The sequence below is a fragment of the Algoriphagus sp. TR-M9 genome (assembly GCF_027594545.1).
Taxonomy (GTDB): Bacteria; Bacteroidota; Bacteroidia; order Cytophagales; family Cyclobacteriaceae; genus Algoriphagus; species Algoriphagus halophytocola.
Map to the genome: position 1 here is coordinate 2,444,907 of NZ_CP115160.1, position 12,397 is coordinate 2,457,303.

13 protein-coding genes are annotated in these 12,397 nt (G+C 42.7%); 5 read left to right on the top strand and 8 right to left on the bottom strand.

All coding sequences use genetic code 11. The annotated features are described in order from the left end of the window. Positions 1-159 precede the first annotated feature (159 nt). From xylA to PBT90_RS10550, 4 genes are all read right to left on the bottom strand, one after another. Positions 160-1,473 (bottom strand): xylose isomerase, encoded by a 1,314-nt coding sequence (xylA, locus tag PBT90_RS10535; protein ID WP_264810486.1) that lies wholly within the window; start codon positions 1,471-1,473, stop codon positions 160-162. A gap of 39 nt (positions 1,474-1,512) precedes the next feature. Further along, the gene (locus PBT90_RS10540; RefSeq protein ID WP_264810488.1) at positions 1,513-3,015 is read right to left on the bottom strand and encodes a xylulokinase; all 1,503 of its coding nucleotides are present in this window, start codon (positions 3,013-3,015) and stop codon (positions 1,513-1,515) included. Between the two features lie 15 nt (positions 3,016-3,030). Continuing rightward, the gene (locus PBT90_RS10545) at positions 3,031-4,674 is read right to left on the bottom strand and encodes a sodium/sugar symporter (protein ID WP_264810490.1); all 1,644 of its coding nucleotides are present in this window, start codon (positions 4,672-4,674) and stop codon (positions 3,031-3,033) included. Positions 4,675-4,789: 115 nt separating this feature from the next. After that, complete coding sequence (locus tag PBT90_RS10550; RefSeq protein WP_264810492.1) at positions 4,790-5,608, bottom strand: aminotransferase class IV; 819 nt, start codon at positions 5,606-5,608, stop codon at positions 4,790-4,792. Between the two features lie 169 nt (positions 5,609-5,777). Here PBT90_RS10550 and sdaAB point away from each other — a divergent pair, with 169 nt between their 5' ends. The 3 genes from sdaAB (at position 5,778) to PBT90_RS10565 (ending at position 9,194) form a co-directional block, all read left to right on the top strand. Beyond that, a complete protein-coding gene (gene sdaAB / locus PBT90_RS10555) occupies positions 5,778-6,455 on the top strand; it encodes an L-serine ammonia-lyase, iron-sulfur-dependent subunit beta (protein ID WP_264810493.1) in 678 nt (225 codons plus the stop codon). Positions 6,456-6,540: 85 nt separating this feature from the next. After that, positions 6,541-7,878, top strand: coding sequence for a TolC family protein (locus tag PBT90_RS10560; RefSeq protein WP_264810495.1), 1,338 nt, complete (start codon positions 6,541-6,543; stop codon positions 7,876-7,878). Positions 7,879-7,880: 2 nt separating this feature from the next. Further along, entirely contained in the window at positions 7,881-9,194 is a 1,314-nt protein-coding gene (locus PBT90_RS10565; protein ID WP_270128891.1) for an efflux RND transporter periplasmic adaptor subunit, read from the top strand. Between the two features lie 76 nt (positions 9,195-9,270). On the opposite strand, the gene PBT90_RS10570 is transcribed toward PBT90_RS10565, so the two are convergent. The 3 genes from PBT90_RS10570 to PBT90_RS10580 are packed head-to-tail and all read right to left on the bottom strand — an operon-like array spanning position 9,271 to position 10,349. Beyond that, on the bottom strand, positions 9,271-9,471 hold the full coding sequence (locus tag PBT90_RS10570) for a helix-turn-helix transcriptional regulator (protein WP_264810498.1): 201 nt from the start codon (positions 9,469-9,471) through the stop codon (positions 9,271-9,273). After that, the gene (locus tag PBT90_RS10575; RefSeq protein WP_264810499.1) at positions 9,468-9,920 is read right to left on the bottom strand and encodes a hypothetical protein; all 453 of its coding nucleotides are present in this window, start codon (positions 9,918-9,920) and stop codon (positions 9,468-9,470) included. Before PBT90_RS10575 ends, PBT90_RS10570 begins: the two co-directional genes overlap by 4 nt. 12 nt (positions 9,921-9,932) lie before the next feature. After that, positions 9,933-10,349, bottom strand: coding sequence for a hypothetical protein (locus tag PBT90_RS10580; RefSeq protein WP_264810501.1), 417 nt, complete (start codon positions 10,347-10,349; stop codon positions 9,933-9,935). Between the two features lie 183 nt (positions 10,350-10,532). Between PBT90_RS10580 and proC the strand changes: the two genes are divergently transcribed. Together proC and PBT90_RS10590 are read left to right on the top strand one after the other, a co-directional pair. Beyond that, positions 10,533-11,330 carry a pyrroline-5-carboxylate reductase gene (gene proC, locus PBT90_RS10585; RefSeq protein WP_264810503.1) on the top strand — a complete coding sequence of 266 codons (798 nt, stop codon included), beginning with the start codon at positions 10,533-10,535 and terminating at the stop codon, positions 11,328-11,330. Between the two features lie 388 nt (positions 11,331-11,718). Then, positions 11,719-11,922, top strand: a complete 204-nt coding sequence (locus PBT90_RS10590) for a YwbE family protein (RefSeq protein WP_264810504.1) — start codon at positions 11,719-11,721, stop codon at positions 11,920-11,922. Positions 11,923-11,925: 3 nt separating this feature from the next. Here PBT90_RS10590 and PBT90_RS10595 read toward each other — a convergent pair whose 3' ends face one another. After that, the gene (locus tag PBT90_RS10595; RefSeq protein WP_264810505.1) at positions 11,926-12,387 is read right to left on the bottom strand and encodes a YehS family protein; all 462 of its coding nucleotides are present in this window, start codon (positions 12,385-12,387) and stop codon (positions 11,926-11,928) included. Positions 12,388-12,397: the final 10 nt, after the last annotated feature.

Consider the following 12,397-nt stretch of genomic DNA (forward strand, 5'->3'; position numbering starts at 1 on the left):
TTAAAGTAAACATCTTTGCTCTTTTGGAAAAAATTCACCTCTATTCTCCTGAAGCTTACTTTTATTTTAAAATTACTTTAAATCATCCTATCACTTCCACAAAAAAAGTCCGATCGAAAACATTCAACCGGACTTTTCAATCAATTAGATAACTACTTCTTAGATGAATCTGTTTAAAAGATTCTCGAAGTATTCTTGCTTACCTGAAGTCATTGCAGGCTCGCCTGCTTCAGCAGCATAGTTTCTTAGCTCTTCCAAAGTCATGTTACCGGATTCGAAATCCTTGCCCTTGCCTGAATCAAAGCTGGCATAACGGTTCTTTCTTCTTTCCAGGTAATCAGATTTTTCCAAGATATCATTGGCAATCAGCATGCCTCTGGCAAATGCATCCATACTTCCGATATGAGCATGGAAAAGATCATCCATATCTGTGGAGTTTCTACGGATTTTAGCATCGAAATTCACTCCTCCGCCTTGGATTCCGTCAGAAGTCAATAGCACTAGCATAGCTTCTGTCAATTCCTGTAAGTTCAAAGCAAACTGATCGGTATCCCAACCGTTTTGGTAATCCCCTCTATTCGCATCAATGCTACCCAGCATTCCCGCATCTGCACAAACCTGCAGTTCATGCTGGAAAGTATGTCCGGCCAAAGTAGCGTGGTTTACTTCAATATTCAATTTGAAATCCTTGTCCAGGCCATGCTGTCTAAGGAATCCAACCACAGTAGCAGCATCGTAATCATACTGGTGCTTGGTAGGCTCCATAGGCTTAGGCTCAATCAGGAAATTACCCTTGAACCCGTTCTTTCTGGCATAATCACGCGCCACTGTCAGGAATTGCGCGAGATGCTCAGTTTCACGCTTCATGTCTGTATTTAACAAGGACATGTAGCCTTCACGTCCACCCCAGAACACGTAATTCTCACCACCTAAAGCAATGGTAGCATCAATTGCATTCTTCACTTGTGTACCTGCATAAGCCAGTACATTGAAGTCCGGGTTAGTAGATGCACCGTTCATGTATCTCGGATTAGAGAATACATTGGCAGTACCCCAAAGCAACTTCACTCCGGTTTCCGCTTGCTTCTGCTTAGCGTATTCGGTGATGATTTGCATTCTTTTCTCATATTCCGCTACGGTAGGTCCTTCATCGATTAAATCCACATCGTGGAAACAATAATAAGGAGCTCCGATTTTGGTGATGAATTCAAAAGCTGCATCCATCTTGTCCTTTGCTCTCTGAACAGGATCAGCAGCAGCATCCCAAGGGTGTACTATAGTTCCAGGTCCGAATGGGTCATTACCGGTTCCACAGAAGGAATGCCAGTAAGCAATTGCAAATTTGAAATGCTCTTTCAGGGTTTTACCGGCGATCACTTTGTTTTCGTCGTAATACCTAAAAGCCATAGGGTTATCACTTTCTTTTCCTTCGAAAGGGATCTTTCCAATAGATGAGAAATAAGTCTTTGACATGTTACTTGAATTTAATCGGTTTATTAGGTTTGATTTAATTTATAGTTCGATTTTCTGGATTGCTTCTAATCGCTCTTTCCAGAGATTATATACTTCTTCATATTGCTCGTAGAAGTTTTCATTAGGTTCTATAGTTTCCAATAACTCCAAGCCTGCAAATGCTTCGGATTCATTGGCAAAAACACCCGCTCCTATTCCAGCTCCTCTAGCTGCGCCCTGCGCTCCATCTGTATCATACAGCTCCAGCACTACCTTATTCATATGCACAAAGGTCTTACGAAAAACCGGACTTAAGAACATATTGGCCTTGCCTGCTTTTACGGTTTTCAGGTCCAAGCCCATCTCCTGCATGATGCGGAATCCATAGGTCAAAGCAGATACAATCCCTTCCTGTGCTGCTCTGATCATGTGCCTCTTGTCATGCTTCAACAGATCCAGGCCAAGCAAGTGGGCACCCACAGCTTTGTTTTTCATGATGCGCTCCACTCCATTTCCAAATGGAATAAAGCTCAGTCCATCAGATCCAATAGGCGCGGCACTACCCAAGGTGTTCATTTCATCGTAATCGATGTGCCCCGCTCCCAGCAATTTCTTCAACCAACTGTTCAGAATTCCTGTCCCGTTTACACAAAGTAAAACCCCATAAGAAGGATTCTGCTCCGAGTGGTTTACATGCACAAAGGTATTGACTCTGGACAAAGGATCATAAAGTGGCTTGTCCGCAACTCCATATACTGTACCAGAAGTCCCCGCCGTAGTAGCCAATTCTCCTGGCTTTAAGACCTGAAGGGAAAAGGCATTATTCGGCTGATCACCGGCACGGTATGAGATAGGGACACCTGCATCCAGACCTGTTTCTTGGGAAGCTGACTCAGAGACTTTGCCCTGAATGGAATAGGAAGGCACTACTTCAGGAATCCAGGATTTTGAAATTTTGTAATTATCCAAAACCTGATCGCTAAGACCATTTGCCTGAAAATCCCAGAATATACCCTCAGAAAGTCCAGTTTCAGAAGTCAATATTTCTCCTGAAAGCTTCATGGCAATAAAATCTCCGGGAAGCATCATCTTATGGATTTTGGCAGCCAGTTCAGGTTCATTTTCGATCACCCAGCGAAGTTTGGATGCAGTGAAGTTGCCCGGAGAGTTTAGTAAATTTTTCAGGCAGTACTCTTCTCCCAGTTCCCGGAATGCCTTTTCTCCAATAGGAACAGCCCGGCTATCACACCAGATAATGGATGGTCTGAGTACATTTTGGTCTTTGTCCACCAGCACCAAGCCATGCATCTGATAGGCTATACCTATTCCTTTTACTTCTCCGGATTTTACCTGAGCTTGTTGAAGCACATACTTAGTGGCTTGTTTTACATACTTCCACCAGTTTTCAGGGTCTTGCTCTGCCCATCCAGACTGCGGGGATTCTATAATCATTTCCTCTTCAGGAAAAGATTTGGACATAATGGATTTGCCGGTATCGGCATCTAAAAGGGAGGTCTTGACAGAGGAGCTTCCAATGTCAATCCCTAACAATAGGGTTCTCATGATAGAAAATAGGTTTTACCAGAATACGATATAAAGTGCAGCAGTGATTCCCAAAATCAGCAATGCGCCAATTTTGAATGCCGTACTTGTTTTAAATAGGTCTGAGCTGATTTCTATGCTGTTTGGATGATCTTTTCCTTTGCCTTCTACTAAGCTGATGATAATCATTAAAGCCGCCAGCACTAGGAATACCACTCCCATTCGGTCTATAAATGGCAATGCCGGAAAAACCACCTTCAGCACTATAGAAAGAGGAATACTGGAAGCAGCAGCAGTCAGCGCAGCGTTGGATGTGGTTTTTTTCCAGAATACTCCAAAGAAGAAAATCGCAAATACACCCGGAGAGATAAATCCAGTATATTCCTGAATAAACTGGAATGCCTGATCAAGCTGTCCCAAAGCCGGAGCTACTATAGCGGCTACTACAAATGCCACCGCTGCAGTGATTCTACCTACTCTTACCTGCTTGGCCTCAGACTCTGCTTTTCCTATGTATTTATTATAAATATCCATCGTGAAGATGGTAGAGGTACTGTTGGCCATGGAGGCCAAAGAAGATACGATGGCAGCAGTAAGTGCAGCAAATGCAAGTCCTTTCAGACCTACCGGTAATAACTGCAGCAAGGTAGGATATGCCCTATCGGATTTTACTAAGCCAGTCACCGGGTCTTTCATAGACTCAATGAAGCCCACATCAATTCCATCCTTCACTATCACCCAGGCTGCGATCCCAGGAATCACCACGATAAGCGGCATCAACAATTTCAAAAAACCTGCGAAAATCATCCCTTTTTGCGCTTCATCTAGGCTCTTTGCCGCCAAAGCACGCTGGGTGATGTATTGGTTGAATCCCCAATAACTCAGGTTGGTAATCCACATACCGCCCACCAGCACAGAAATCCCCGGCAGGTCAAGGTAAGCATCACGCTCTCCTCCCGCACCATCAGGAATCATCATTTCTCCCTTACTCAGAATCATAGAGAAATGTCCTGGAACTTTTTGGCGAAGCAAGTTCAACCCTTCCCAGGCATCACCTCCACCCACCATTTGCAGCGCAATGTAAGTAGTGGCCAATCCACCGGCGATCAGGAAGACCACCTGGATCACATCCGTCCAGGCTACAGCTTTCAGTCCCCCATAAATGGAATAGATCATAGCAAAGAGCGCCAAGCCTACTATACCATAGGTCATAGGGACATTCATGATGGTATTCAAGCTCAATGCTCCCAAATAAAGTACGGAAGTCAGATTGACAAAAACATAAAGCAAAAGCCAAAAAATGGCCATGGTGGTTCGCACTCTGGTATCGTACCTGTCCAGCAAGAAGCCCGGCATGGTATAGATGCCCTTTTTGATATAAACAGGAAGGAAAAAGATCGCTACCACCAAAAGGGTAACAGCCGCCATCCATTCATAGGTGGAGATCGCCAAACCCAGTGCAAAACCAGATCCTGACATGCCGATAAACTGTTCGGCAGAAATATTTGAAGCAATTAAGGAAGCTCCCACTGCCCACCAAGGGAGTGCTTTGGAAGCCAAGAAATAATCTGAGGAATTTTTGACGTGACCTTTCTTTTCACGTGATACAAAAATACCCATCCCTACGATGAGTAAACAATAGCCGACAAAAACGACTAAATCTAAAGGTTCAAGAAGCATATATTTAATAGGTTATTTTGCTGGGTAGTTAATCTTGGGCTAGCACTAATTTTGCTAAAATTGCCCGATAAAGATAATATTTTCAACATAAGGAGCATATAATTCTAGAATGAAATCAAAAAATCTGAAAAAGCTCCTCCAGTTCTGCTATGGGGCTGATTTCAAATTTCTTTTCATCCAGCTCAGACAAGTAACTGATTCCCGTACAATTAGTCACAAATACCTGATCTGCCAGTAGCAATTCATCCAAGGTAAATTCACCTTCATGCAGGATTATTTTTTTCTTCAAAAAGGCTTCAAAAATCACCCTTCTACTCACCCCGTTGATACAGGAGCAAGCCAAAGCCGGGGTAAAAAACTCATCCTCTTTTCTCCAGAAAATATTGGATGACCCTGCTTCACTTACAAAGCCACGGTAATCCATTAAAATAATTTCATCCAGCCCTCTTTCCCTGCGTTCTTTATTGGCTAGTACATATGGCATGGCGTTGAGTGTTTTGCATGCTGACCAAACTGTGGGGTACAGGCACATGGTCTTGGCTATGGCCACTTTGTTTTTCACTGCAGGGCCAGACTGGTGGGCAGATATAATGAGTTGCTGAATAAGGGTACTACTCTCCGGAGTGTATTTGCCTGCACCGGCCCGGAACACATTCCATCTAAGGCGAAGCACTTGACCCAAAGATTTACTTGCGATGAGTTGGGAAAGCTCATCCGGGTCAATACAGCATGAATCCAGTCCGAGTAAAGCCATGCCTTCAGACAGACGTTGCAGGTGCTTGTCAAAAAAGCGGATCTTTCCATCTACAGCAATCATAGTTTCGAAAAGTCCATCCCCAAAATTACCTGCTCTATTGAATAAGAAATCAGAATTAGGCGAACTCCAAAGCTGACTTTTACCCTGTTTTATCAGAAATGTTTCATTTTCGATCATAAAAGTGTTCGTAATCGATCATAATTTGAATTTGTCAGAAGCATAGTCTCGTTAAAATATGTCAAGTTAGCCTTGATGCATCCAGACAGAAGGCAATATTTCGCATTTTTATCAGGATTTCTTCACATCAATTTTACCTTAGCACCAAAATTGGAACATAATAAGCCAGATGGCAAATAAAAGTAGTGTTTTTGATATGATAGGACCTGTGATGATCGGGCCATCTTCTTCGCATACCGCAGGGGTAGTCAGAATAGCCAGAGCAGCCATACGAGTGCTGGGTGGTATCCCAGACCATGCTGAGATTACCTTTTATAATTCCTTTGCCCGCACCTATGAAGGGCATGGCAGTGACCGGGCTATCATCGGAGGGTTAATGGACTTTAAAACTGATGACCCCAGGATAAAAAATGCCCTGGACATCGCTGAGGAGAATGGATTTTCTTATAAATTTAAATCCATAGGTAATTCATCCATTCATCATCCCAATACTATAAAAATGTTGCTTCGAAAGGGGGAACAAACTGTGCTGGTGGAAGGTGAAAGCCTAGGAGGTGGTGTGATCAATATTTCTGAAGTAGATGGTTTTGTAGCCAACTTTTCTGCCCAAAATCACACCTTAATTATCAAAGCCAAGGATATTTCTGGAGCCATTGCATTTATTTCCAGTGTGATCGCACAGGAAAAAGCTAATATTGCCACGATGTCCGTGTCCAGAAAAGGCAAAAATGACTTAGCTTGCCATGTCATTGAGATGGACTCTGGGATCAATGAGATTACTTTAACCTATTTGAAATCCTTACCATGGATTTCAGAATTAATTTATATCCCAGATATAGACCTATAATAAAACCATGATATCGAAGAAGCCTAGAGAATCCAAATCAATCTACTAGCGCTTTGAGATTACCGCTGAAAACTATTTTAATCAAATGAAAAAAACTTTACTGAGTTTAGCTTTTTTAGCCGGATTAGGTTTTTCCAGTTTTGCTCAAGAAACCGTTACACCTACAGGTCCGCTAGACTTGGAGACAGCCGTTTCTATAGCTTTGGAAAATAACCTGACGCTGAAAAGAAGCGAATTGAACCAACTATCAAACGAAGCCACTTTGCTCCAAAACCAAGGAGCAAGATATCCAAGTTTAACGGCCGGAGGTTCTACCAACTTCAACTGGGGTAGATCTATTAACCCGGCGACCAACTTGTTTGAAACGCAACGAATAGGGAACATCAACCTGAATGCTTCTTCCAACGCTACGATCTTCAACGCAGGCAGGATCAATAATACCATCAAACAGACCAAGACCTTATTGGAACAGGGCCTGTACAACATAGAATCTACCAAAAACACCATTACCCTGAATGTAATCAACAATTACATCAACGTGGTGTTCAATCAGGAGCAGGTCAAGATCGCAGAGAACCAGCTTAAAACCACGCAGGAACAGCTGGACAGAACCATCAAACTGGTGGAAGCCGGGTCTCTCCCCTACTCCGACCAACTGGATCTACAATCCCAGCTGGCCACCAACAATGTGGACCTGATCAATGCCAAGGCTACACTAAACAACTCCATGTTAACGTTGGCCCAGTCTCTACAGATCCCATATACCCCAGATTTTCAAATCCAAAGACCAGAGCTTTCTGTGGATGATACCTTTATGATTTCTGAGTCTTCATCTACGATTTACAGTACTGCACTGGAAACCATGCCTGAAATCAAGGCAGCGGCCCTAGGCGTACAAAGTGCCGAGTATGACATTAAGTTGGCCAAAGCCGGCTACTATCCTACTCTGGGAATAGGTGCAAATTTGGGTACAAACTATGTGGATATTTACGAGGAGAAATTTGCTGATCAGCTAGACTTTAACTTCTCCCAGTCTGTGGGGATTCAGTTGAGCATCCCTATTTTCTCCAGGTTGAGTAACAAAGCCAATGTGCAAAGAGCCAATGTGCAAAAGCGACTCGCAGAAGTAGCCGAGCTTGAAGCGAAAAACCAACTGAGACAGGATATAGAGACGGCATTTACCAATGCACTGGCTTCCGAGCAATCCTACCAAGCATCCCTAAGCAGAATAGAAAGTCTGGAGGAGTCCTTTAGAATTGCCAAGCAGAGATTTGAGCTGGGCGCTATTAATTCTGTGGACTTTCAAGTAGCCCAAAACAACCTGTTTTCGGCTCAGTCCCAACTCGTTTATGATAAATACACCTATATTTTCAGAGTAAAAGTACTTGATTTTTACCTGGGTAACCCCATTAATCTTAACTAAACATGGCCAATAAAAAATCAAACAAACTATTGTATTACCTCCTGGGGGGAATTGTAGTTTTAATCATCTTCGCTGTAATAGCCAAAAACGCCGGCTGGGTAGGCGGAGCCAGCGAAACTGAAGTGGAAGTAGCCAAGGTTTCCAAAAACTCCATTATAGAAAAAGTAAGTGCATCAGGTGAAATCCAGCCTGAAGTAGAAGTGAACCTAAGCCCTGATGTAGCTGGAGAAATTATAGAACTGAATGTAGAGGAAGGCGATTCGGTGGCGGCTGGAAAGCTTCTGGTTAAAATCCGTCCGGATAATTTCATCTCTGCACTGGATAGAACCAAGGCAAACTTTAACCAGCAGCAGGCAAATCTGGCTCAATCCAGGGCATCTTTGCAGCGTGCTGAAGCTCAGTTTACCCAAGCAGAACTCAACTTCAACAGACAGAAAACCCTATATGAGCAAAAGGCCATTTCTGATGCAGATTTTGAGCAGGCCAGAGCAGATTACATAGGTTCGGAAAAGGACCTGGAAGCTGCTAAACAAAGCGTGTTGGCTTCTGAATATGTAGTCAAAAGTTCTCAAGCTTCTGTAAGCGAGGCCGAGGAAAACCTGCGACTGACCAATGTATATTCCCCGGTAAGCGGAATCGTATCAAACCTGCTGGTAGAGCAAGGCGAGCGTGTGGTAGGAACCCAGCAAATGGCCGGTACTGAAATGCTGACCATAGCAGACCTTTCGAAAATGGAAGTTCGTGTGGATGTTAATGAAAACGATATCGTCCGTCTTAGCTTAGGAGACACCACTATCATAGATGTGGATGCCTATGCTTACACCGGAAAAACCTTTAAGGGAATTGTCACCAGCATTGCCAATACTGCAAACACCAAAGCTTCTGCAGATGCAGTTACGGAATTCAAAGTGAAAATCAGAATCCTGAACGATTCCTACCAAGACCTAGTCGACGAAGGTAAAAAATACCCCTTCAGACCAGGTATGACTGCCTCCGTGGAAATCATCACCAACTCCAAGTCCAATGCACTTTCCGTGCCTCTAGCTGCAGTCACTACTCGGGAGAGCAAAGTAGACACCTTGGCCACAGGGGGGACCCGATCAAAAGAATTGGTATTTGTAAATGATGGTGGCAGAGCCAAAATCAAGGAAATCAAAACAGGTATCTCCGACTTCCAAAACATAGAAGTACTGGAAGGCTTGCAAGAGGGAGAGGAAATCATCTCCGGCCCTTACTTTATCGTCAGCAAAGACCTGAAAGCAGGAGATCTTGTAAAACCGGTAGAAGGGAAAGTAAGCATAATCAGCAGTAACTAACGAGTCTGATCCCAAATCAAAAAGCCGATGATTATAAAACAATCATCGGCTTTTTGATTACTGATAAAGCCCGGGACTAATCATTTTCTTCCAATTGGAAAATCTCCTCTAGAGCTATCTGAAACCTTCGGGCTATTTTAAGTGCCAAAACTGTGGATGGCACATACTTGCCAGCCTCTATACTGTTGATGGTCTGCCGGGATACTCCCACACTTTCAGCTAAATCCTGCTGGGTCATATTGTGACGGGCACGCTCTACTTTTATACTATTCTTCATAAGGTCAGTGAAAGAGAATTGCGCTGACGAAACATCACCCACCTGAAGCGCAGTACAAAAAGAACCGGAATGGAGAACATATTGAACATCATAAACGAAAGGTAGTCCACTCCATAAAACAGCAGAGCTCCTATTACATTTAATAGAAAATATCCGTAGCAAGCGAAAAGAATGGAGTCCAGCCTGATTTTCTGAATGTACTCATCCTCTAATTTTTCCTTGGAAAATGCTATAAAAAACAAACTAAGAAACAGACTGATAATAGCCACTTCATTGGTAAGGTTTTCATCTGCGCTTTCGAAAAGCCCAGTTTCCCGTACTCCATCGATCTGAAGCCATGAGAATTCAAACTCGGCAGACATGGCATAAAATGCCAGTGCGGCAGAGGGAAGGAATAAAATCCATCCTATCCTCTGCCAGTAATGAGGTAATAAGATTTTGGATAACATAGTGGTAATAGTTTAATTTTTAGAAGCCATGAATTTCTGATACTGAAATGCACCGTAGATGTACACATTGAGCAAAAACAGAACGAGATAGGCTGTGAAAATCTCTGGTGTAAACCTTTGAAAACGGAGGTAATTGATAATCATAAGTGCAGCCATCCCCCAGATCAACCAATATGCACCGGTCTGAAAGGCCTGAAGTCGGAAGGATTTGATCATTTCATCCTCCTCTGGCTCCCGCACCAGATTCAATATCCCAAAAGCAATTCCCCAAAATCCATAAATAATCTGAGGAACCTCATTTGTATCCATGTCAGGATTTACAAAGGCAAGCCCCAAAACCAACAATACCGGAAGTGGAAAAAGCACATAGGCCAGCTTCTTCCAGGAGGGTGAAAGTAATGGGACGTGTAGAATTGATTTCTTATCCATAAGTCAAATAGTTTTTACCAAATGTAAAACAAAGTTTACTTTATGTCAAATATTCTATTCAAACTTATGAAGTATAAAAATTGGAATTAGAAAACATACCCCTGCTTTAATTTCATATTTTCTATAAAAACAGGTGATTTGCGTACCTTTAATCAACAAAAACCTAATTCAATTAACTTTTCTATGCTTTCAAATCAAAAAATCGCCATCATAGGCTGCGGAAATCTAGGTGCATCAATAGCCAATGGCTTGCTGAAAAAGGCAGATTTTGATCCTAAAAACCTGATTCTGACGAAAAGACAAACAGCCAGTCTTGCTGATTTTGCTGCACAGGGCGTGCAGGTCCACAGCGATAATATACAAGCTGCAAAGGAGGCAGACCTGGTCATACTGGGAGTGAAGCCCTATAACATCAGCCCCATTTTGAATGAAATCAAACCAGGCTTGGATTCCAGTAAAATCATTATCTCTCTGGCCACTGGCGTGAGCTTAGCGGAAATGTATGGCGTACTTTCAGATGATGCAGTAGCCTTCAGAGCCATGCCAAATATCGCAGCGGATATTCAGGAGTCAGTGACCTGTATATGCTCCAATAATGCAAGTTCGGAACAAGTAAATACCGTAAGCCACCTCTTTGACGCGATAGGATTCACCATTCCCATTGAGGAAAATCTGATGGAGGCTGCCACGGTTTTGGGCGCCTGCGGCATAGCTTATGTGCTGAGATTCATGAGGGCTATGATTCAGGGCGGCATTCAGATTGGTTTCGATTCAGTGACGGCGAGCAAAATTGTTAACCAAACCGTAAAGGGAGCTGCAGAACTGATGATCCAAAAAAACATGCATCCAGAAGCTGCCATAGACAAGGTGACTACTCCCAAAGGCTGCACCATAGTAGGACTGAATGAAATGGAACACCAGGGCTTTAGCTCAGCCATGGTTCGAGGTGTAATCGCCAGCTATGACAAAATAGCCAAATAAGCCGTAAACGGGGGAATTATTGATTTTCAAGGAATATTAATTCTAAATCAGGAAAAATTAATATTTATTTAAATAAGAATAATTAAAAGATTGTTTTTCTTTTGAATCTTTTCAGTAGATTTGTCTTGGGTGATAAACAACTTTTGCTATTCCTTTTTCAAAGACACGATTTTTAAAGGAAGGACTGTTTGGTACTTTTTCTTCCTTCCTTTTATGATTTCCCCATCAAAAAACCTTCTGACTTTCTCAGGAGGTTTTTTTATAGCGTAGCGTAGAGGAATAATTGAGTACAAGGATATTTGGGATCTGTCCTAATAGTTGCAAATGCTCAAAAGTCCAGCAATGAATTCTTGGTTTATTCCTTTATTTTTGAAAAAAATGTAAGCACATGCTATCAGGAACCAAGAGAAGTAATATCAAGATAGGATCAGAAGTCTCCATAGTGCAGAAGCACCATCAGCGAAGTGGAGAACTGACAGAAGGCTTTGTCAAAAAAATCCTAACCTCCTCCCCTGAGCATCCCCATGGAATCAAAGTCATGCTGGACAGCGGAGAGGTGGGAAGAGTAAAGGAAATAGTTGAGGAAGACTGAATATCAGGAAGGGCGCACATTGATCTGCAGCCCTTGTAGGAAATTTCTCAGAATTTGATCCTTGCAGGGCCTAAATTGACTTTGCGTTGGTTTTCTGAAAAAAGCGCTGAGCTCATGCTTACTGATTTCCTTGCCAGCAGACTTGAGCACCTCAAGCATATCCTCATCTTTGAGATTCAAGGCAATTTTCAGCTTTCGCAGCACAATATTATTATTAAGCTTTTTCTCAGCTACGGGTAATGGACCGTCCTTTTTGCCCCGTTTCAGAATAATAAACCCATTGAGAAATGTGGCCAGTTCCCTATCGTAAATTTCTTCAAACTCCGGATCATCATCTCTTTTGAGCCAGTTGGCCACCAAATCGCGCTCCACTGATTCCCCTGCCAGCTTGAAGATATCAATCATTTGAAAATCATTGAAATCAAAAGTGTATCGCAAACTGCGGAGAATGTCATTGTTGCTCATGGTTCTGCTT